Origin of the sequence: Actinomarinicola tropica (assembly GCF_009650215.1) — a bacterium.
In the GTDB taxonomy this organism is placed as follows: Bacteria; Actinomycetota; Acidimicrobiia; order Acidimicrobiales; family SKKL01; genus Actinomarinicola; species Actinomarinicola tropica.
In genome coordinates, this window is sequence record NZ_CP045851.1 from 3,079,519 (window position 1) to 3,101,049 (window position 21,531).

Genomic DNA, 21,531 nt, shown 5'->3' on the forward strand with positions numbered 1-21,531 from the left:
CCTCAGGGGGCGATCCGCGGCACGCCCGCCGCCTCGGTCATCTCGTCGTAGCCCGCCGCGAGGTCGCGGAGCGCCTGACCGCCGTCCCCCCGATACGACGGGCCGTGCATGATCGCGAGCGTCGACGGTGCGAGCTCGGCCAGGCCCCGCAGGGTCGCTCCCGTGTGCGGGGCGAGCGCCGTCGCGTGGAACATCCCCTCGGCCGCGAGGGCCGGGCCCACGACGTCGGACTCGACCAGGGCCGGTGAGGCCCCGATCCCGGTGAACAGGTCGCCGCAGAGCAGGGTGCCCGTGGTCTCCTCGAACAGCACCTGCGCCTCCCACCCGTGGGGCACGTGAGGCGTGGAGATCTGGCGGACGCGCTTCCCGCCGAGGTCGATCACCTCGCCCTCGGCCAACGCCCGGGGCGGACGGTCGCAGAGGTCGTTCAAGGAGACATCGCAGCCGAGGGCGCCGAACGCGACCTGGCTGTCGGGTGCGGCGGCGAGCCACATGTTCATCGCACCGCACTCGTCGGACTCGACGTGTCCGAAGCTGATCCACGCCAGCGACTCGACGGCGACCACCGTCGACACCGCCTCGGCGACGAGCGGGAAGAGCCCGCGCGGACCGGTGTGGAACAGCATGGGCTCGTCCGCGACGAGCAGGAACTGGTTGAACGTGAAGCCCTCGGGCGTGACGTCGGGGATCCAGGTGGAGATGCGGTAGACGTCGTCCGCGATCTCGTCGATGACCGGCTGCATGGGTTCCATGCAGGTGTGGCGTTCATCTTCGACCGCCACCGTTCAGTCCGCGTCGAACACCTCCTGCACCGGACCGGTCCGCCACAGGACGGGATCGTCGAGCCCCGGCTCGTAGGCGCAGTAGAGGCCCGTCCGCACCCGGCGATCGAGGACGGCAGCATCCTCGGGAAGGGCGTCGGAGATGCGGGCGATCGCCGACCGCAGCGCACGCGTGACGTTGAGACGGGCGCGCTCCGCCACCGAGCCGGCGCGACGCGCTCGCCCACCCAGCCCGAAGGCCGATGCGAGCTGGCCCACGAGCGCGTCGAGCTCGCTCTGCATCTGCTCGGCGTCGTCGAGCGCGCCGCACTCGAGCGCGTCCTCGATCTCCGAGCGCAGGGACTCGATCCGCGTCCGGTAGGCCGCCCGGCTGCGGGCGTCGATCAGCTCGCCCGCGTCGCCCAGTCGGCGGCGATCGAGGCCCTCGGCCACGCCCTCCACGCGATCGACGAGGTCCAGCGCGTGGCGCTCCACACCTGGAGCCTGCAGCAGCTGCGACAGGTAGGCCAGGCCCTTGGACCGCGGCAGGAGGACGGTGGTCGCGCCCGCTGTCACGCACCACCGGCCCCCCACCGCCGTCAGCGCGGCGGACCGCCGCGGCGCGGGTCGTCCCGCACCGGCGAGGCGATCGAGGAGGTCGAGCTCGCCCGGCCGGAGCACCACGTCGAGCCCGCTCACGATGCTCCGGGCCATCGCGGCATCCTCTCGGGCCGCGTCGAGCGCGCCGGCCTCCTCCCGGAGCGCGGCGAGGCGGAGCAGGAGCGTGAGCTCGAGGAAGGGCAGTCGGGTCGCGGCGACCTGGTCGACCGCTTCCTCGAGCAACACAACAGCCTCCGTCGTCGCGCCGGTGGCCGCCAGGGCCCGAGCACGAGCGGCGGACGCCCGGGCGCGCAGCGCCGGGACGTCGATGCCGTCGAGGCGACGCGCCAGATCACCGCAGGTGCGGAGGGCAGTGGCGCCGTCGCCTGCGGCGACCTGGGCGTCGACGACCACCGCGAGGAGCTCGACGGCGCGCAACCGGTCGTCACCCACCATCCGCAGGCCCCGGACGGCGGCGCGCCGCGCCAGGTCGTGATCGCCCCGCTCGAGGTGCAGGCGTGCGAGCGGCACGAGCGCGTCGACCGTCTGGTCCAGACCGAGCAGCAGCTCCTCCGCCTCGGCCGGTCGCCCCTGCCGGGTGCGCAGGTCGGCCAGGGCGAGGCGCGGGTGCCAGGCCGGCATCCCCATCGCCTCCTCGAACGCCGCCACCGAGTCGAGGAGGAGGGCCTCGGCCTCCCCCCACCTCCCCTGCTCGACCATCACGGTCGCCCGGAGGCTCTCGCAGTGGCTGGACAGGAAGATCGGAGCGCCGGGGTCGGGCCCGATCAGTCCTCGTCGACGAAGGAGGTCGACCCACGACTCCGCCCGGTCCACGGCCGACGAGTGCTGGCACGCGGTGAAGAAGGAGCACACCGACTTGGCCGCGACCTCGGCGTCGTCGACCGGGCCGCACGCGAGAGCCATGGCTTCGTCGAGCTGGGCCATGCCCTGTTCGATGCGCCCGGCGCGCACGTGGGCGAGGCCGCCGTCGGCCAGAGCCTTGGCCTCGAGGTTGACGTCGCCGAAGCGGCGGGCACGGTCGAGCGCGAGCTCGGCCGACGCGAGCAGCACGTCGGGATCGTCCACGTCGCATCCCATCGCCGCGACCGCGACCCAACCCTGCTCGATGCACGGCGGTTCGTCCTCGACGAGGCGACGAGCACGAGCGAACCACGCACGGGCCGCGGTGAGGTTCCCCATCCCGGACCCGTAGGCGTCCCCGAGGCGGGCGCACGCGAGCGCGGCACCCCGCACGTCGCCCGACGCGGTGCGAGCTCGGATCGCCGTGGACAGGTGGGCGACGACACCCGCGAGGTCCATCCGCGCGTAGGCGGCGTCCGCCTCCTGCAGCGCGCGAGCGGCCTCGTCCTCCGGCTCCACGACGACAGCATCGCACCCCACCCGTCGCTGCGAGGGCCCCTCACGGCGCGATGCTGGCGAGGTGGAGGGGATCGACGGCGGGCACAGGGCGGAGGCGGTCGAGGTCGTCGTCGACCGCTCCGGGGCCGAGCTCGCCGCAGGTCTCCTCTGGTCCCTCGGCATCTCGGCCCTCGTGGAGGAGGACGCGGCCGACGGTTCGGTGCTGCTGCGCTGCGACGTGCCGCCCGGAGGCGTCGAAGCGGCCCGTGCCACGCTCGGGACGGTCGCCACGTCGGTCGAGCTCGTCCGCGTGGACGACGGGCTCGACGCCTGGCGCGCCCACGCCGAGGCGGTGCGCGCCGGCCGGCGCCTGGTCGTCCGGCCGCCCTGGGTGCCGCTCGGCGAGCTGCGGCCCGACGAGGTCGTCGTCGAGCTCGACCCCGGACGGAGCTGGGGTCACGGCGCGCACCCGACAACCCGGCTGTGCCTCGGCGAGGTCGAGCGCCTCTGCGACCGCGGCGGCATCGACCGCGTCCTCGACGTCGGTTGCGGGAGCGGCGCCCTCTCGATCGCCGCAGCCCTGCTCGGCGCAGGTCACGTGGTGGCCTGCGACATCGACCCCGAGGCGGTCCGGGCCACCGGAGCGAATGCCGAGCGCAACGCGGTCGGCGAGCGGATCGCGGCGCGCCTCGTCGACGATCACGAGCGACACGACCCGCTCGCACCCGTCGACGGCACCTTCGATCTCGTCGTCGCCAACATCGGGGCGGCCGCGCTGCGCGCTCTCGCGCCGCACCTCCTCGCCCGGCTCTCGTCCGACGGCGTGCTGATCGTCAGCGGGCTGCTCGACCCGCCACCGCCCGACCTCCCCGCAGCGTTCGCGCCGCTGCAGGTCGCCGCCGACCTGCGGCTCGACGGCTGGACGGCGCTCACGCTGCAGCGCCGGTCGGCGACCGATGAGCCCGGCGTGACCGCACCGTCATCCCCCGCACACGGAGCGAGGAGGACATCGTGAGCGCAGAGAAGCCGAAGGGTCCGGCGTCGTACTTCCCGTCGATCGAGCGGACCTACGGGCGACCGATCGACGAGTGGCTCGACCTCGTCCGCGCACGGGGCGACGAGGCGCACATGGCGACGGTCGGCTGGCTGAAGGCCGAGCACGGCATGGGCCACGGGCACGCCAACGCCATCGTCGCCCACGTACGGGCCGAGTCCGATCGAGCCTGAGACGTTCTCGGTACGGGACGCGACCCCTGAGGTCGCGATCGGTACCCAGAACGGCCCCGGCCCGCTTGGTCCCCGGAACGACCACGGCCAGAGGCGTTCTGGGTACGGGACACGACCGGTGAGGTCGAGATCGGTACCGAGAACGGCCCCGGCCCGGCCGCGTCAGAGGAGCGAGCGGTACAGCTCGACGGTGCGGGCCGCGATCTCGGGCCACGCGAAGCGCTCGAGCACCCGGGCCCGGCCGGCCTGCCCCATGCGTTCGCCGGAGGCGGGGTCGCCCAGCACCTCGTCGATGCGTCCGGCGAGGTCCCGGGCGAACCGGTCGGGATCCGCCGGCCCGCCGTAGGGATCGTCACCGACCTCGAACGGCACGAGGTGCCCGGTCTCACCGTCGACGACGATCTCGGGGATGCCGCCGACGGCGCTCGCCACCACCGGCGTCTCGCACGCCATCGCCTCGACGTTGATGAGGCCGAACGGCTCGTAGACCGACGGGCACACGAAGACGCTCGCCCGGCTCATCAGCTGGACGACCGCCGGGCGGGGCACGAGGTCGTCGATCCAGAGCACCCCGCCGCGGCGGTCGGTCAGCGTCGCGACCTTGTCGCGGACCTCGGACTCGATCTCGGGCGTGTCGGGAGAGCCGGCGAGCAGCACCACCTGGGCGTCGCTGCCGAGGTGCCCGACGGCGTCCAGCAGCAGGCTGATGCCCTTCTGCCGGGTGATGCGGCCGACGAAGAGGACGAACGGCCGCTCGGGGTCCACCCCGAGGGCGACCAGGTGGTCCGAGCCCGGATCGGGGCGGTACTCGTCGGTGTCGATCCCGTTGTGGACGACGTGGACGCGGGCGGGGTCGACATCGGGGTAGCACCGCAGCAGGTCGGCCCGCATGCCGTGGCTCACCGCCACCACCGCGTCAGCACCCGCGAGCGCGGTGCGCTCCGCCCACGACGACAGGCGGTACCCGCCGCCGAGCTGCTCGGCCTTCCACGGGCGCAGCGGCTCGAGGCTGTGCGCCGTCGTCACGTGCGGGCGTCCGTAGGTCATCGCCGCCAGGTGCCCCGCCATGCCCGCGTACCAGGTGTGGCTGTGGATCAGGTCGACGCCCTCGAGGCCCGCGGCCATCGCCAGGTCGACCGACAGCACCTCGAGCGCGGCGTCGTGCGGACGGTCCCCGGCCAGCGCGTCCCACGGCTGGTACGTGCGGGCGACGAGCGGCGACGGCCGGGGCGCGCCGAACGCGTGCACCTCGACGTCGACGAGCCGATCGAGCTCGCGGGTGAGGTACTCGACGTGGACGCCCGCGCCGCCGTACACCTCCGGCGGGAACTCACGCGTGCAGACGGCGACGCGCACGGTCAGCCCGGGGGGACGAGCTGGTGCTTGCCGATCGCGACCACGCCGCCGGCGGACACGGTGAAGCGCTCGGCGTCCAGGTCGGGATCGACGCCGATCTGCACGCCGGGGGGTACCACGACGCCCTTGTCGATGATCGCTCGGCGCACGACCGCGCCGGCACCGATCCGGACGTCGTGCATGATCACCGAGTCCTCGACCAGCGCGCCGGCGTCGACCTTCACGTTCGGGGAGATCACCGACCTCCGCACGGTGCCGCCCGAGATGATCGCCCCCGCGCACACGATCGAGTTGATCGCCTGGCCGGTGCGGCCCTCGCCGTCGAGCACGAACTTGGCGGGCGGGAGCGACCCGACCGACGTGAGGATCGGCCACTCGCGGTTGTAGAGGTTGAACACGGGGTGGACGTCGACGAGGTCCATGTGCGACTCGTGGAAGGCGTCGAGCGTCCCGACGTCGCGCCAGTAGCCCTGGTCCCGAGGCGTCGATCCGGGGATGACGTTGTGCGTGAAGTCGTAGGCCTGGGCCACGCCGGACTCGACGAGGAGCGGGATGATGCTGCCGCCGACGTCGTGGGCCGAGCTCGAGTCGAGGGCGTCGGTGTTCAGGACCTCGAGGAGCGTCTCGGTGGTGAACACGTAGTTGCCCATCGAGCCGAGCACCATCGTCGGGTCGTCGGCGAGCCCCTCGACGTCGGCGGGCTTCTCCCGGAACCGGGCGATGCGGTTGCCGTCGCCGAGCTCGAGGACGCCGAACTGATCGGCCTGGTCGACCGGGACCCGCAGGGCGGCGACCGTGACGCCGGCGCCGCTCTCGATGTGCTGCTCGACCATCTGGCGGGGGTCCATCCGGTAGATGTGGTCGGCGCCGAAGACGAGGATGTACTCGGGCTGCTCGTCGGTGATGATGTTCAGGTTCTGGAAGATGGCGTCGGCCGACCCCGAGAACCAGAACGGACCCCGTCGCATCTGGGCCGGGACGGTCGTGACGTAGTTGCCGAGCAGCGTCGACAGCGGCCAGGTGCGGGAGACGTGCACGTCGAGGCTGTGGCTCTTGTACTGGGTCAGCACGACGATCTTGCGGTAGCCGCCGTTGACCAGGTTCGACAGCACGAAGTCGATCAGCCGGTAGTGGCCGCCGTAGGGCACCGCGGGCTTGGCCCGGTCGGCGGTCAACGGGGACAGGCGCTTGCCCTCACCACCGGCGAGGACCATGCACAGGACGCGCGACGGGTCGACCACGGCGGTCACCCTACTGGCGCGCCGACGCCGCGAACGCGGGCCGAACCGCGAGGCGGAGCGTCGTCAGCGACCGGCCGAGACCGCCGCGACGCGCGCCGCGTGCTCGGCCGCGAGGTCCGCCAGGTGGGTGGACGCAGGGGGCCGGGCGTGGTCGTGCGCGGGTTCGCCGTCGAAGCGCACCGTGCGCAGGGGCCACCCACCCACCTCGAGTCCGGCGGGCCCGGGGCGCACGTCGCGCTCGTGGCGGTTCCACGCCGAGAGGCCGAGGCCGAGGTCGGGCGTGGGGTGCGCACCGAACCACGACAGCCCGACGTCGAACGACGGCAGCGGCCGATCCCCCGCGTCGGTCCGCCCCTCGTCGCAGGAGCGGAGCAGCTGCTGCTTCCGCCAGCGGAGGAGCCGGCGCGCTCCGAGGGTGGACGGCCAGCTGATGAGGTCGGGGTCGTGGAACCCCTCCCGAGCGAGGTCGGACGAGGACGGCCAGCATCCGTCGTCGTCGAGGGGCACCGCCACGCGGGGGACGACGCTGACGCCGTCGCCGTCGGCGAGCTCGACGAAGTCGTCGAGTCGCCGGTACGTGCACGCGTCGTCGGGGAGGCTGAGGACGCGGCGGTGGCCTCGATCGAGCAGGGCGGACACCCCCCAGGGGACGAGCGCTGTGCGCGCCCGGGCGACGCCGTGCACCGCCAGGAGGTCGCGGCGACGATCCGGCCGGAGGTCCAGCGCCCTCGCGTCGAGCTGCTCGACCGAGTCGGCGATGTCGACGGTGGCGCCGCGGAGCTGGTCGACCACCACGACCGCGACCGGCGCCTCCGGGTGGAAGGTCACGAAGGACTCGACGGCGACGGCGGCCAGGTCGAGCCTGTCGCGCGAGGTCACGACCAGGGCGGCGAGCCCGGTGGTCCCCTCCAGGGGCATCAGCTCGGGCCCGGCAGGATCGCGGCACGGCGCTCGGCGAACTCGCGCTGCGCCCGCTCGTGGTCCTCGGGTCGCCCGATGTCGGCCCAGTACCCGTCGAACCGGTGGACGGCGACCTCCTCGCCGGCGTCGAGGAGCTCGGCCACCACCTCGTCGAAGTCGACGGGACCGTCACGCCGGGCGATGCGCTGGGCCGCCGGGCCGTAGACGTTCACGCCGATCGCGCACGCCAGCTCGTACTCGGGCTTCTCGCGGATCCGGAGCAGGCGATCCCCGTCGACGTCGACGACACCGAACTCGATCGGGAACGTCCGGCGCTGGACCGTGACCGTCATCGCCGCGCCGGTCCGCCGGTGCGTCGCGAGGACGTCGGCCACGTCGAGGTCGGTCAGCACGTCACCGTTGACGACGAGCAGGTCGGCGGGACACGGCGCGACGAGGCGCAGCGCACCCGCCGTGCCGAGCGGCTCGACCTCCCGCACGGTGCGCACCTGCAGCGAGGACGCGTGGCGGGCCGTCGCCAGGTAGGCCTCGATCAGCTCCCCGAGGTGGCCGAGGGAGATCGTGACCTCGTCGAAGCCGGCGTGCTCCAGCTGGCGCAGCAGGATCTCGAGGATCGGGAGCTCACCGATCGGCACGAGCGGCTTCGGGAACAGGCTCGTGAACGGCTCGAGGCGTCGACCACGACCGCCGGCGAGGACCACCACACCCACATCCGTCGGCACCGCGACGCTCACGTGTCCCTCACAGCGCGAACCGCGTGACGTCGAACATCTCCCGATGGTCCCGGATCCACGCAGCGGTGCGTTCCAGGCCGGCGCGCAGGTCCACCGACGGCTCCCACCCGGTCAGCGCACGGAGGCGCGAGGCGTCGGCCACGAGGCGGTCGACCTCGCTCGAGCGCGGACGGGTGCGCGCCTCCTCGGTCACGATCTCGAGCGGTCGTCCGACCACCTCCGCCACCAGGTCGACGAGCCGACCGATCGAGGTCTCGACGCCGGTCCCGATGTTGAGGACCTGGCCGCGCGCGTCGGCGCACGCCCCGATGGCCAGGAGGCCGGCGACGGTGTCCTCGACGAACGTCAGGTCGCGCGTGGGCCACGTGGACCCCAGCCGCACCTGGCCGCCGGCGATGGCCTGGCTCAGCACGGTGGGCACGATCGCACGGGCCGTCTGGCCCGGTCCGTAGACGTTGAACGGCCGGGCGAGGGCGACGTCGATCCCGAAGCTGCGGTGGAAGCTCAGCGCCAGCTGGTCGGCCCCGACCTTGCTGGCGGCGTAGGGCGACTGGGCGTTGAGCGGATGCTCCTCGTCGATGGGCGTTCGCTGCGCGCTGCCGTAGACCTCGCTGGTCGACATCTGGACGACGCGGGACGCCGCACCGGCGCGCAGCGCCTCCAGGACGTTGAGCGTGCCGACCGTGTTCGTCTCGAGCACGTCGCGCGGGGCGCGGTAGCTGTGGGGGATGCCGACGTGCGCGGCGAGGTGGAAGACCACGTCGCACCCGTCGACGGCTCGACGCACCCACTCGACGTCGCGCACGTCGCCGGGGTGCACGTCGATCGCGACCCGGCGCTCGGCGTCGAGCAGGTCGAGGCGGCCGGCCGACCCGTCGCCCCGGTAGTGGGTGAGGGCGTGCACGCTCGCCCCGCGGTCGACGAGGGCGGCGACGAGCTGGCTGCCCACGAACCCTCCGGCGCCGGTGACAGCGACGCGGCGGCCGCTCCAGTCGCGATCGGCTGCGGCGGACACCGACGGGAATCTAGCGGAGACCCCCGACCGGTAAGGTCGCCCGGGTGCGGCTCCTCATCGTCGGCATGCCCGAGAGCATCCACCTCCAGCGGTCGACGACGCTGCTCGAGGGCCTCGGGTGGGACGTGCACGTGGTCGCTGCGACCAGTGCTGACTGGTACCGCGGCTTCGGCGACGTGACGCTCCACAGCACGCGGCCGCCGGGCGACCTGGGACCCCAACCCGGAGCCCGGATGGTCGACCACAGCCGACGGGCGGCGGAGCTCGCACCGCTCGGCCTCGCGGCCCGCGCTGTCCTCCTCGCCGAGATCATCGACGACGTGGCGCCCGACGTGGTCCACAGCCACCAGCTCACGATCGCCGGGGCCATGGCCGCCCTGGCTCGGCGGCACGTGCGTCGACCGTTCCCCCGGTGGGTCGTGTCGAACTGGGGCAGCGACCTCCAGTTCTGGGCGCGCGACCCCGAGTGGGCGCGGGTCCTCCGCTCGATCCTCCGGGACTGCGACGCCTACTGGTGCGAGTGCCACCGCGACGTCGGCCACGCCTGGCGAGAGGGGTTCCGGGGCACGGTCCTCCCGGTGCTCCCCGTCGCCGGCGGCATCGACCTCGACGAGGCCGGGCGCCGACGGGCACCGGGACCGACCTCGGCCCGGCGCAGCATCGCCCTCAAGGGCTACGACCACCTCCTCGGCCGAGGTCTCGTGGCCCTCGACGCCCTCGACGCCTGCGGCGACCTGCTCGAGGGCTACGAGGTGACCGTCTACGCACCCTCGGGCGAGCACGTCGTGCAGGCCGCCCACCGGCTCACCCAGCACGGAGCGCACGTCACGGTGCTCCGCGACGTGCCCTACGACGAGATCCTGGCGGCCCACGGGCGCGCCCGCACCTCGATCGGCCTCAGCGTCGCCGATGGCACCAGCACGGCGTTCCTCGAAGCGCTGGTGGGCGGCAGCTTCCCCATCCAGTCCCGCTCTGCCTGCGCCGACGAGTGGATCGACGACGGCACCACCGGCCTGCTCGTCGACGCCCAGGACGTCCGCGCCGTCCACGACGCCATCCGGCGTGCGCTCACCGACGACGACCTCGTCGACGAGGCGACGCCGGCCAACGACGCCGCGGTGCGCATGCACCTCGATCGCCGCGAGATCGCCCGCCGCACGGTCGCCGCCTACGAGCAGGTCCTCGCCGCGCCGCCGATCGGCGCCCGGGACGTCGCATGACGAGTGGACGCACCGCGGTCGTCGTCCTGGGCGGGGGTCCGGCCGCCCTGGCCGCCGCCCGGTCGGCCGAGGAGCTGGAGGTCGACGAGGTCGTCGTCCGCGACGCCACCGACCACCTGCCCTGGAACGACGTGTCGGCGGAGGTCGTCCGGTTCCTCCGTGCGGGTGACGATCCGTTGCCCTGCCCGGCCGTGCCCGACGCGCTGGCGGTCGACCACGCCGTCGTGGGCTCGTGCCGCACCAAGGGTCCCGGGGCGTGGGGCGGCCACCTCTCTCCGACCGCCGGGCGCTCGGCCGACCCCGCCCTGCTGCTCGCGAGGCTCGAACCACCCCTCTCCGCCGTGGCGGTGCGGGCGGAGGCCCTTCCGACGACGACCGAGGTCGCGCCGGGCGAGCCGGGCGGTGTGGCGTGGCTCCTCGCCCGGATCACCGCCGAGGGCGGGACGCTCGGAACGGTCGAGGGTCCGCTGGCCACCGTGGCACCCCTGCCGCGCGACCACCGGGTGCACGCCCTCGCCGCGCTGGGCTCGACCGAGCTCGCCGCCCGGCTCGGCGCGGCCCACGGGATCCGCAAGGACCTCCTCGAGTCGACGTGCCTGGCCGGTCCCGATGCCCCCCGACCCCCGCACGGGTGGTGGCGTCCCATCCTCGACCGTGGCGACGCCGGGCAGGTCGCCGACCTCGTCGTCGAGCTCGAGTGGGCGCTCGACCGCCAAGGGGACCGCATGCGCTCCCTCCTCGGCGACCCCCACCTCGACGGCATCGACGCCGCTGTGGCCGAGGCGGTCGACACGGCGATCCTCTACGAGACCAGTCGCCTGACCCACCAGGAGAACGTCCGCCTCAGCGAGACGGTCGCCTGGCTGCACGCCGAGGTGGCGGCGCGCGACGCGCGGATCGGCGAGCTGGAGAGCCGCCAGGCGGGAGAGCCGTGAGCCGCGCCCCGTGGGAACCGCCGCTCGTCTCCGTGGTGATCCCGACGTTCAACCGCAGCGAGCACCTGCCCGAGACGCTCGACAGCATCCTCATCCAGGACCACCCCGCGCTGGAGGTGGTCGTCGTCGACGACGGCTCCACGGACGCGACGCCCGACGTGCTCGCGCGGTACGCCGCGGTGCACCCCGAGGTGGTGCGGGCGGTGCGCCAGGACAACGCGGGCCAGTCGGCCGCCGTCAACCACGGCCTGTCCGTGGCGTCGGGCGAGCTCCTCACCCTGGTGAGCGACGACGACCCGCTGCTCCCGGGTGCCGTGTCACGGCTCGTGCAGCCGTTCCTCGACGACCCGGACCTCGTCGCCGCCTACCCGGACTGGCGACGCATCGACCCGGACGGTGCGACGGAGGCCGTCATCCGTCCCCTCGACTACCGGTTCGAGGACATGGTGCGCCTGTCGATCTGCATCCCCGGCCCGTGCACGCTCTTCCGTCGCGCCCTCGTCGACCTCACGGGAGGGTGGGACCCGACCTGGCGGTTCGTCCCCGACTTCGACTTCTGGCTGCGCGCCGGCCTCCACGGGCCCATGCGGCGCGTGCCCGAGGTGCTCGCCACCTGGCGGAACCACCCGGGGGCGACCTCGAACGCACGGAACCGGACCCGCCTGGCACACGAGCACGTCGAGGTCATCGAGCGGTTCTTCGCGCGGGACGACCTGCCTGCGTCGATCAGGGCCCTCGAGGCCGAGGCGCTCCACCACGCCCACGCCACGGCTGCCCTGGTGCTGACACCGGCACGGCCCGGGAGGTTCGAGATCCGCGATCGCACCGCACCCCTCGTCGCGACCACCCACCCGCCGGCGGCACCTGCCGACGACGACGTGGCGTGGCTCCACGGGGAGATCCGGCGCCGCGACCGCGAGCTGGCCGCGCTCCGCGCCACGAACCACATCCTCGAGCAGCGGATCGACACGATGCAGCGCATGCTCGACTCCGGGGTGCGGCCGTGACGGGACGCGCGCCCGCCCCCCTTCTCGTCCTCGGCGGAGAGGGGCTCGTCGGCCACCGCGTCGTCGCCGAGGCCGTTCGCCGCGGCGACGTCCCCGTGGCCTGGACCGCCCACGGCGACGGCTCCACCGGGCGCCGTGCGCTTCCGGGCACCCACCCGGTCACCGGCGTGGACCTCACGTCGCCCGAGGTGGTGCGCGCCGTCCTCGACGAGGTCCGGCCCTCGGCCGTCGTCAACTGCGCCGGCATCGTGAAGCAGCGGATGGCGGCGACCGGCGCGGCCAGAGCCGTCGCGGTGAACTCGTGGCTCCCGCACGAGCTCGCGGCGCGCTGCACCGACCGCGGCATCCGACTCGTCCACCTGTCGACCGACTGCGTCTTCTCGGGCGACCCGGTCGGCCGGGGCGGCGCGTACGACGAGAGCGCCCGACCGGACCCGGTCGACCTCTACGGACGCTCCAAGCTGGCCGGCGAGGTCGAGTCGCCCGGCACGTGCACCGTGCGCACGTCCGTCGTCGGACGGGAGCTGCGCGCCGGTTCGGGGCTGCTCGAGTGGCTGCTCGGCCAGCGAGGTGCGGTGAAGGGCTGGACAGGTGCGCTGTTCTCGGGGCCGTCGTCGCTCGAGCTCGCCCGCCGCCTGGTCGTCCTGGCACTCGACGAGCAGCACGTCGCGGGGGTGCACCACCTCGCCGCCGCGCCGATCTCCAAGCACGACCTGCTCGTGCTCCTCGCCGAGGCGTTCGGCCTCGATGTCGAGATCCGGGCCGACGCGTCGGTGCGCATCGACCGATCGCTCGACGGCGCGGCGCTCGCCGCGGCCACCGGCGGGCCGCTCCCCGACTGGCCGACCATGGTGAGCGAGCTCGCCGACGACCCGATGGACTACGCCCACCTGCGGAGGGGATGAGTGTGGAAGGCCTGAACGTCCTCGTCACAGGAGGCACCGGATCGCTCGGCCGGGCACTGGTGCGCCGGCTGCTGTCGGGGGTCGACGGCACCCCGGCGTCGATCACGGTGCTCTCCCGCGACGAGGCGAAGCAGCACGCGATGCGCCTCGCGCTGTCGGGGCGTGGCCCCGGCACCGACGACGTCGCCTACGGGCAGGCCGGCCAGCGGGTGCGCTTCCGGGTGGGAAGCGTCGCCGATCGCGACGCCGTCGTGCGCGCGCTCCAGGGGATCGACGTCGTGGTCCACGCCGCCGCCCTCAAGCAGGTGCCGACCTGCGAGTACTTCCCCTCCGAGGCGGTGCGGACCAACGTCGACGGCGCGGCGACGCTGGTGCGGGCGATCGCCGAGCTCGACCTGCCGGTGCGCACCGTCGTCGGGGTGAGCACCGACAAGGCGTGCAAGCCCGTGAACGTCATGGGCATGACGAAGGCGCTCCAGGAGCGCGTGCTCGTCGAGGGCAACCTCGCCGCCCCCCAGACGCGCTTCGTCGTGGCGCGCTACGGCAACGTCATGGGTTCCCGCGGCTCGGTGCTCCCGCTGTTCCACGACCAGATCCGACGTGGTGGACCGGTCACCCTCACCACCGAGGCGATGACCCGGTTCTGCATGAGCCTCGACCAAGCGGTCGACACGGTGCTCGCCGCTGCGGTCCATGCGCTCGCCGGCGAGACGTTCGTGCCCCGGATCCCCGCGGCGCGGATGGTCGACCTGGTTGCGGCCCTGATCGGTGACCGCGACGTCCCCGTCGTCGCCACAGGTGTCCGGCCCGGGGAGAAGACGCACGAGGTGCTGATCTCGGAGGAGGAGTCGGCCCGGACGGTCCGAGCCGGCGACCACTGGGCGATCGGACCGCTGCTGCCCGAGCTGCGCACGGATCGCGAGGGCGAGCCCTTCGGCGCCGGCGAGTACTCGTCGGCCGACGACCTGCTCGACCTCGACGGGGTGCGCGACCTCCTCGCCACGCACCGCATGCGGTTGAGCGACGAGCCGTTCGACCCACGAGCCTCGGTCGACGTCGGATGAAGGTCCTGACCGTCCTCGGCACCCGGCCCGAGATCATCCGCCTGTCGCTCATCATCGAGGCGCTCGACGACGCTGTCGACCACGTCGTCGTCGACACCGGGCAGAACCCGGATCCCGCGCTGTCGACCGCCTTCTACGAGGAGCTGGAGCTGCGAGCGCCGGACCACCGACTCGACCTGCCGGCGGGACGCGTCGGCCGGCGCCTCGGTGCTGTCCTGGGAGGTGTCGACGAGCTGCTCGCCGCGGAGCAGCCGGACCGCGTCGTCGTGCTCGGCGACACCGACAGCGCCATGGCAGCCATCGTGGCCAAGCGCGCCGGCATCCCCGTCGTCCACCTCGAGGCGGGCAACCGGTGCTTCGACGACCGCGTCCCCGAAGAGGTCAACCGGAGGGTGATCGACCACGCCTCGGACCTCCTCCTCCCCTACACCGAGCGCAGCCGCGACCACCTCCGCGACGAGGGGATCCCCTCGTCGCACATCGTCGTGAGCGGCAACCCGATCCACGAGGTGATGCAGCACCACGCCGCCCGCATCGAGAGCAGCGACGTCCTGGCACGGCTCGGGCTCGATCACGGCGGCTACGGGCTCGCCACGATCCACCGGCAGGAGAACGTCGACGACCCGCGCCGCCTCGACGCCCTCGCCCGGTCGCTCGACGCCGCGGCCGCCGAGCTCGGCGCACCGATCGTCCTCAGCGTGCACCCCCGAACCGCCGACCGCCTCGCGGCGGCGGGCCTCGACGTCAGCGAGCGGATCATCGCCTCGCCTCCCTTCGGCTTCGCCGACTTCGTGCGCCTCGAGGCCGGCGCCCGCATCGTCTGCACCGACAGCGGCACCGTGCAGGAGGAGTGCTGCCTGCTCGGGGTCCCCGCCGTCACGCTGCGCGACTCGACCGAACGTCCTGAGACCGTCGAGTGCGGCAGCAACGTCGTGAGCGGGGTGGAACCCGACGCCGTCGTCGCGGCCGTGCGGCTCCAGCTCCGACGGCCGCGGGCGTGGACACCGCCGGGTGAGTACCTGCGCGACGACGTCAGCGCCACCGTCGCCGGGGTGGTGACCGGGCCGCTACCCGCCTGACGACGCGCGGCCCACGCGGTGGGCGTCGGGCACGTGTCCGGCGCGGACGACGCCGGTCGGAGCGTCGTCGTCAGGCAGGGTCGCCCCGGCGCGCGGGTCGTGGTCGTGGACGATCCCCATCTGCCACTGGAAGCCGCGAACCTCAGGCGCTCGCGCCGTGGCGAGCGCGAGGCCCCGCCGCTCCAGGGCGTCCAGGAACCACGACCGCTCGTAGATCACGGCGTTCGTCGGGTCGTGCTCGTTGACGAACAGCGCGTGCTGGTCCTCCTGGAGCATCGGGAAGCCGACCCGGTCGAAGAGGAACCAGGTCGTCCACGCGATGCCGTCGTCGGCGAGCACGCGGGCCATCTCGTCGAGGTAGTGGTCGACCGAGGACGGGAGGACGTGGGTGAACACCGACAGCGCGAGGAAGAGCGTCACGTCGCCGTCCGCCACCGGGAACGGCAGGTGCGGCGGCTTGTCGGCACCGGGGTTGAAGCCGGGGTTGTGGACGTCGTGGTGCTCGAAGCGGAAGTGCTCGTCGAACGGCTCGAGCCGGCGCTGGCACCACTCGACCATTCCGAGGTGCAGGTCGAGGCCGAGGTACCGGCCAGGGCGGGGCGTCTGCTGGAGGAGCTTGCGCGCGTTGCGCCCGCAGCCGCTCCCCCAGTCGAGGACGAACCGGTAGGCCTCGACCGGCACGTCGTCGCCGAGGAGCAGCGCGCCGTCGGGGTTGTCGAACGCCTCCACGTCGGTCGGGCCGACGAGCGTCCGCATCTCGATCGGCGGCACGGGCAGCGGCTCGCCCTCGACGGGAGCCGTGTGCTCCGCCCGCCGGGGCGGGACGGTGGTCGGTGGTGCCGCGCCCGCGCTCGGAGCAGGCGGCGCCGGTGCCGCATCGGAGGTGCCCTCGGCGACCGCCCCGAGCGCGGCGGCCTCGTCGGCCAGGTTCCGCAGGTGGAGCAGGATCCCGTCGAGCTCGGCCTCGGCCTCCAGTCGGGCACGCAGCAGGACGCGGCGCTCGCCTTCGGCCGCCGCGACGGTCGACACCCACCGGTGCGGCTCGGCCCCGTCGAACACGTTGGCGGGCACGGACAGGGCGGCGAGTGCCTCGTCGTCGTCGGCGCGCGCGTAGAAGCGGTTGAGCCCGTCGAAGAGCGCACAGGCGTACCCCGCCTCGAGGAGGATCGGCTCCCAGGAGTCGTGGTCGGGCGTCGGCGAGTTGGGCTCGGTCGCCTCGACGACGACCACGCGGATGTCGACCGCATCCCAGTCCACGGCGGACAGGACCGCACGCTCGTGGCCCTCCACGTCCACCTTCAGGAAGTCGGCGCGCGCGATGCCGTGCTCGGCGAGGAGCGCGTCGAGCCGCTCCACGGGCACCTCCTCCGAGGTGAGCACCTGGCCCTCACGCCGGTAGCGCGCCGCGACGTCGTCCTCCAACGTGGAGCCGCCACGGTTCTCAGGCGGGCCGACGTGGAGGACAGCGGTGCCCGCACGATCGCTCAGCGCGACGCGTTCGTTGATGTCGTCGGGACGCTGCTCGACGAGCAGCTCGTGCCACTCGGCCAGCGGCTCGACGTTGAGCCCGCGCCAGCCCCGCTCGGAGAAGTGCTGGGTCACCGAGTCGTGCACCGGGTGCCCGGCGCCGACGTCGATCCAGAAGCCGTCGTCGCCGGTGAAGAGCCGAGCGAGGACGACGTCCTCGCCGTTCTGGGCGTAGGAGATCACCGGTGCCGGATCCTCCGGGCCACCGCGCCGATCGCCCAACGGGGGTCGGCGACGGCGTGCCGCAGCCGGCCGTAGGTGCGACGCCACGGGGCGAGGAGCCGCATCGTGCGGGTGGCGTGGATGGCGTCGACCTCGGTCCGCAGCGCGTCGCGCTCGGCGCGCAGCCGGACGAGCTCGTCGCCGAGCGTCCGCACCGCCGGTGGCAGGCCCTCGAGCCGGCCGGCGCGCAGAGCCTCGTCGACCTCGGCGTCGCGGTGGAGCCGCACGACGTCGGGGTCCGCCGCCGCCTGCGTGGCGAGCGCAGCGCGCAAGGCGTCCGCCTCGGCCTCCAGGGCCGCGATCCGGCTCGCCTGCAGGCGCAGCGCCGTTCCCACGGTGTCGACGAGCCGCCGCGCCTCGGGCACCTGGGCGTGCAGCCGCGGCGCAGGCGCGACCGCGTCGACCTCCGACGTGCTCATGCCGCCGACCCTACCCTTCGTGACGATCTGGCCTCGCTGAGCGCCAGGACGCGGTCGCGGAGCCATGCGCCGGCTCGCTCCGCCGAGTGCCGATCCCTCACGTCACGCTGGGCCTGCAGCCCGAGGCGTCGCGCCAGGACCGGGTCGTCGACGAGCGCCCGCATCGCCGACGTCGCGGCGGACAGGTCGGGCTCGGCCCACGTGGCGGCGGGGTCGTAGGGCGGGTTGCCGGCGCCGACCGGGACGCGCTCGTAGGGCACGAGGATGCTGTTCTCCGGCGTCATGAACTGGAGGTTGCCGGAGTAGCCGGTCGCCACGACCGGCTTCCCGGCCGCCATCGCCGAGGCCATCGTCAACCCGTAGCCCTCGGAGCGGTGCAGGGACACGTAGGCGTCGGTGTGGTGGACGAGCGCCGACATCCGCAAGCGTGAGAGGTACCCGTCGCGGATCTCGACGTCGGGGCGGCCTCGCGCCATCGAGCGGAGTCGCTCGAGCTCGGTCCGGGCCGAGTCGCCGTTGATCGACTTGACGATCAGGTGCGTGCCGTCGTCCGGTCCGAAGGCATCGAGGTACGCCTGCAGGACGCCGGTGGGGTTCTTGCGGCCGGGCACGCTGAACGCGTCGAAGTGGAAGCCGAACACGAAGGGCCCGTCGGGAAGCCCGACGTCCGCTCGGGTCAGGTGCGTGGGTGGCGGCGGCTCGACGACGAGGGGCATGACCCGCACCGGGCACGGAGCGTGCGGCCGCAGAGCCGCGGCGACGAACTCGCTCGCCACCCAGAGCTCGTCGACGTGGCCGAACGAGCCGTGCAGCGCGGGCGGGAACTCCTCGAGCTCCCAGAACCACACGCCGACGCGGACCTGCCCGGCGTCGAACGCGCCCGGCGCGTCGGCGACGAGACGGGGGGTCGAATCGGCGTTCACGCACATCACCGAGACGGCGTAGGGCCACTCGCTCGAGCGGCCGACGTCCTCGGCGACGCGACGTGTGGGGTCGTGCTGGCGGGAGTGCGTCGCGGTGTAGCGGTGGATCGTGTGGGGCACGGACCCCGCTTCCGCGGCCCGGACGACGAGCCGACCGACCTCCCCGACACCGAGCTCGGCTCCCATGTAGCCGAGGACGTTCGCGCCCGGGCGCAGGCACCGGGTCGAGGGCGCCTCGTCGGACGCGCCCACCAGGAGGTGGCCGTACCGGTCCTGGTACCACTCGTCGTGCGCGGCCCACGCCGAGAGCCCGGCGCCCCCCTGGCCCGCCAGGTCGCCGAAGGCGACCTGCAGGTCGACCCGCATGGTCCACACCATGCGTTCGAGACGGGTGACGACCCCGCCGGGGTGGGCGACGACCGGCGCGTTCAGCCATCGCAGCACGGCATCGGGATCCTCGGGCGAGAACGGCTCGGGCAGCTCACCGTCGGCGGGGTCGGGTTGGAGCAGCGCCGTGCGGAACGTGCGCCTGACCTCCAGGGGGATCGGTCCCCCTCCCATGCGGTCGTACCCGTACGGTCGGTCGCCGTCGCCGCCGACGTGGCGCAGCTGCTCCGCGTAGCGCTGGGCCAGCTCGGCGAGGACCGGCTGGTCGCTGAGCAGGACGCGCGGCTCTCCGAGCGTGTGCCGAGACAGGAGGTGGGGGCTCGCCGGGTCGAAGCCGCTGAGGTGGAGGAACCGGAGCGTGGCGCCACCGGCGAGGACGCGCCCGTCGTGGTCACGGGAGAGCGGACGCTCGTGCAGGTTCCAGTAGGCGACGTTCCAGCCCGGGTCCCGCACGACGTGGTGGTCGAACAGGGCGGGGACGAAGTCGATCCACCGCTGGTCCGTGAACATCCCCGACGCCGGCTCGTTGCACGCGTGGTGGACGGTGCGTTCGTGCCACCAGTCGAGGAAGCCCTCGGCGCCCGGGCCGACAGCGATGAACCCGAGGTTGAACTGCCCGGCGACCAGGAGGTCCTCGTCCCGCACCCGAGCGCCGTCGCGCGGGAGGGGCGACAGGACGTGCGGGGTGAGCACGATGGGCGTGCGGCGGGCAAGGTCGTGCGCGGCCTCGATCGAGTCGAAGACGACGATGTCGGGATCGAGGTACATCACGGGCTCGCCGTAGCGCTCGAGGAGGTGGCGCAGCAGCGCCGGCTTCACCGCGGTCGCCATCTCGGTGACGTCGTAGATCATCGCCATGTCGTGCACGGTCCTGCGGCCGATGCCGAGGTCCTCGGTGCCGAGCACCGATGTGCCCGGGGCCACCGGTTCGAGCGGGGGCGCCTCCGGCGCCTCGCTGTCGACGACGAGCACGTCGAGGGTCGCCCCCGGGTGGTGCTCGAGGAAGGACGAGGCGAGCACCCGGGCCCGCGACTGGTAGTTGGCGGCGATGATCGTGCAGGCGTGGACAGCGATGGTCGGAACCTAGTCCGCCCCTGCCGGAGCGATCAGGGACGGCGCACGCCGGCTGCGTCGGCGAGGCGGTCGCGCCCCTCCGACTTGGCTCGGTACAGCCGACGGTCGGCGGCGCGCAGAAGCCCGTCGGCGTCGTGGCCCGTCGCCGGCTCGTCCTCGGTCGTCGCGACCCCTGCGCTGACCGTCAGGTGGAGCGACTGACCCTCGACGTCGACGGCACGCTCCCTGACGGACGCGACGATCCGACCGACGATCGCGCGGGCACCGTCCTGGTCCGTGTCCGGCAGGGCGATGACGAACTCCTCACCGCCGAACCGGGCGACGACGTCGGTGCCCCGCGTCAGCTCGGTCAGCTGCTCTGCGAGGCAACGCAGCGCCCCGTCGCCCACGGCGTGCCCGAGGCGGTCGTTCACGACCTTGAAGTGGTCGATGTCGATCATCGCCACCGAGTAGGGCGCGCCCGTGCGACGGTGGTGCCCGGCCATCTCCGCGAGGCGCGGCAGCAGGTAGCGGCGGTTGTGGAGCCCGGTCAGCGGGTCGCGGACCGAGTGCTCGACCAGCTCGCGCTCCAGGCGGTGACGAGCCACGGCACCGGCGAGCAGCCCGGCGACGACGACGAGCAGATCGGTCTCCGCCGAGGACCAGTCGCGGGCGCGATCGGCGTCGATGCCGACGAACCCCTCCACGCGGCCGTGGATCTGGATGGGGACGCACAACATGGCTCGCACGCCCTGGGAGCTCAGGTACGACCGCTCGGCGACGGCCTCGGCCGGCAGGCGGTCGACGTCGTCGACCGCGAGGACCCGGCCCGCCCGGACGAGCTGGGCCATCTGGTCGCGCCACCAGCCGTACTGCAGCAGGGAGCCGTCGCGCTCCTGCGCGATGAGCGACGGGACGCCCGGCCGACACCACTCGTGGGTGTCGGTGGCCCGGCTGAGCTCGTCGTCGAGCTCGCACAGGTACGTGCGTGCGGCGTCGAAGAAGTCGCCGACCGCCTCGAGCACGCGGGAGATCGACGCGTCGAGGTCCTCCGCGAGGCCTGAGGTCAGGAGCTCGGCCGACAGCTCCGCGATCAGCCGCTGGTAGCGGGCGTGCTCGGCGTGCTCCGCCTCGCGGGCCCGCAGACCCTCCTCCAGCTCCTTGTGCTCGTGGATGTCGTTGAGCTGCCCGTACCAGAGGACGGCGCCTCCCTCCTCCTCCTCGGGGACGGCGAGCGCGTCGAACCAGCGGACGGTGCCGTCGGCGAGGTGGAGGCGGGCCTCCTCGTGCCACGGGGTGAGGCGTCGCGCCGAGTGGGAGATGCTGGCGATGACCCGTCGGCGGTCCTCGGGGTCGATGATCTCGAACATCGGCGTGGCATCGCGCGCGAGCTCGTCGGGGTCGAGCCCGAGCAGGGGCACGATCCGGTCGCCGATGAACGGGAAGCGGTGGGTCGTGCGGTCGTCGGAGACCTCGTAGCTGAAGATGACACCCGGGAGCGCGGCCGCGAGCCGTCGGAACGCGTCGGCCTCGACGTCGCTCGATCCTCCGGTCGTGCTCACCCTCACCTCACACG

Annotated in this window: 19 protein-coding genes; 8 read left to right on the plus strand and 11 right to left on the minus strand. The window is 73.5% G+C overall.

The window, feature by feature from the left end:
• Positions 1-2: 2 nt before the first annotated feature.
• Both GH723_RS15100 and GH723_RS15105 read right to left on the minus strand, forming a co-directional pair.
• Positions 3-743: an oxygen-binding di-iron domain-containing protein gene (locus GH723_RS15100; protein WP_153761244.1), complete on the minus strand. Its 741-nt coding sequence runs from the start codon at positions 741-743 to the stop codon at positions 3-5.
• A gap of 42 nt (positions 744-785) precedes the next feature.
• Positions 786-2,741 (minus strand): ATP-binding protein, encoded by a 1,956-nt coding sequence (locus tag GH723_RS15105; RefSeq protein ID WP_153760422.1) that lies wholly within the window; start codon positions 2,739-2,741, stop codon positions 786-788.
• Between the two features lie 61 nt (positions 2,742-2,802).
• On the opposite strand from GH723_RS15105, the gene GH723_RS15110 reads away from it, so the two are divergent.
• Positions 2,803-3,735, plus strand: coding sequence for a 50S ribosomal protein L11 methyltransferase (locus GH723_RS15110; RefSeq protein ID WP_153760423.1), 933 nt, complete (start codon positions 2,803-2,805; stop codon positions 3,733-3,735).
• Positions 3,732-3,947, plus strand: coding sequence for a DUF4287 domain-containing protein (locus GH723_RS15115; protein ID WP_153760424.1), 216 nt, complete (start codon positions 3,732-3,734; stop codon positions 3,945-3,947). Before GH723_RS15110 ends, GH723_RS15115 begins: the two co-directional genes overlap by 4 nt.
• A gap of 162 nt (positions 3,948-4,109) precedes the next feature.
• Here GH723_RS15115 and glgA read toward each other — a convergent pair whose 3' ends face one another.
• The 5 genes from glgA to GH723_RS15140 form a co-directional block, all read right to left on the minus strand.
• Positions 4,110-5,303: a glycogen synthase gene (glgA, locus tag GH723_RS15120; protein WP_153760425.1), complete on the minus strand. Its 1,194-nt coding sequence runs from the start codon at positions 5,301-5,303 to the stop codon at positions 4,110-4,112.
• A gap of 2 nt (positions 5,304-5,305) precedes the next feature.
• Positions 5,306-6,544, minus strand: a complete 1,239-nt coding sequence (gene glgC / locus GH723_RS15125; RefSeq protein WP_229022868.1) for a glucose-1-phosphate adenylyltransferase — start codon at positions 6,542-6,544, stop codon at positions 5,306-5,308.
• Positions 6,545-6,607: 63 nt separating this feature from the next.
• Positions 6,608-7,462, minus strand: a complete 855-nt coding sequence (locus tag GH723_RS15130; protein ID WP_153760426.1) for a hypothetical protein — start codon at positions 7,460-7,462, stop codon at positions 6,608-6,610.
• Positions 7,462-8,199: a nucleotidyltransferase family protein gene (locus tag GH723_RS15135; protein WP_195210347.1), complete on the minus strand. Its 738-nt coding sequence runs from the start codon at positions 8,197-8,199 to the stop codon at positions 7,462-7,464. The genes GH723_RS15130 and GH723_RS15135 overlap by 1 nt, the downstream gene beginning before the upstream one ends.
• 7 nt (positions 8,200-8,206) lie before the next feature.
• Positions 8,207-9,214 (minus strand): GDP-mannose 4,6-dehydratase, encoded by a 1,008-nt coding sequence (locus tag GH723_RS15140; protein ID WP_153760428.1) that lies wholly within the window; start codon positions 9,212-9,214, stop codon positions 8,207-8,209.
• Between the two features lie 44 nt (positions 9,215-9,258).
• Between GH723_RS15140 and GH723_RS15145 the strand changes: the two genes are divergently transcribed.
• The 6 genes from GH723_RS15145 to wecB are packed head-to-tail and all read left to right on the plus strand — an operon-like array spanning position 9,259 to position 15,424.
• On the plus strand, positions 9,259-10,434 hold the full coding sequence (locus tag GH723_RS15145) for a glycosyltransferase family 4 protein (RefSeq protein ID WP_153760429.1): 1,176 nt from the start codon (positions 9,259-9,261) through the stop codon (positions 10,432-10,434).
• Positions 10,431-11,369: a hypothetical protein gene (locus tag GH723_RS18545; protein WP_195210348.1), complete on the plus strand. Its 939-nt coding sequence runs from the start codon at positions 10,431-10,433 to the stop codon at positions 11,367-11,369. Before GH723_RS15145 ends, GH723_RS18545 begins: the two co-directional genes overlap by 4 nt.
• On the plus strand, positions 11,366-12,376 hold the full coding sequence (locus GH723_RS15150) for a glycosyltransferase (protein ID WP_195210349.1): 1,011 nt from the start codon (positions 11,366-11,368) through the stop codon (positions 12,374-12,376). The genes GH723_RS18545 and GH723_RS15150 overlap by 4 nt, the downstream gene beginning before the upstream one ends.
• Positions 12,373-13,281, plus strand: coding sequence for a dTDP-4-dehydrorhamnose reductase family protein (locus tag GH723_RS15155; protein ID WP_153760431.1), 909 nt, complete (start codon positions 12,373-12,375; stop codon positions 13,279-13,281). The genes GH723_RS15150 and GH723_RS15155 overlap by 4 nt, the downstream gene beginning before the upstream one ends.
• Entirely contained in the window at positions 13,278-14,345 is a 1,068-nt protein-coding gene (locus tag GH723_RS15160; RefSeq protein ID WP_153760432.1) for a polysaccharide biosynthesis protein, read from the plus strand. Before GH723_RS15155 ends, GH723_RS15160 begins: the two co-directional genes overlap by 4 nt.
• Positions 14,342-15,424, plus strand: a complete 1,083-nt coding sequence (gene wecB / locus GH723_RS15165) for a non-hydrolyzing UDP-N-acetylglucosamine 2-epimerase (RefSeq protein ID WP_153760433.1) — start codon at positions 14,342-14,344, stop codon at positions 15,422-15,424. The genes GH723_RS15160 and wecB overlap by 4 nt, the downstream gene beginning before the upstream one ends.
• On the opposite strand, the gene GH723_RS15170 is transcribed toward wecB, so the two are convergent.
• The 4 genes from GH723_RS15170 to GH723_RS15185 form a co-directional block, all read right to left on the minus strand.
• Positions 15,413-17,134, minus strand: coding sequence for an FkbM family methyltransferase (locus GH723_RS15170; protein ID WP_195210350.1), 1,722 nt, complete (start codon positions 17,132-17,134; stop codon positions 15,413-15,415). The two genes, wecB and GH723_RS15170, sit on opposite strands and share 12 nt — an antisense overlap.
• Positions 17,131-17,592 (minus strand): hypothetical protein, encoded by a 462-nt coding sequence (locus GH723_RS15175; protein ID WP_153760435.1) that lies wholly within the window; start codon positions 17,590-17,592, stop codon positions 17,131-17,133. Before GH723_RS15175 ends, GH723_RS15170 begins: the two co-directional genes overlap by 4 nt.
• Positions 17,589-19,922, minus strand: a complete 2,334-nt coding sequence (locus GH723_RS15180) for a glycosyltransferase (protein WP_153760436.1) — start codon at positions 19,920-19,922, stop codon at positions 17,589-17,591. The genes GH723_RS15175 and GH723_RS15180 overlap by 4 nt, the downstream gene beginning before the upstream one ends.
• 86 nt (positions 19,923-20,008) lie before the next feature.
• A complete protein-coding gene (locus GH723_RS15185) occupies positions 20,009-21,517 on the minus strand; it encodes a diguanylate cyclase (RefSeq protein WP_195210351.1) in 1,509 nt (502 codons plus the stop codon).
• Positions 21,518-21,531 lie beyond the last annotated feature (14 nt).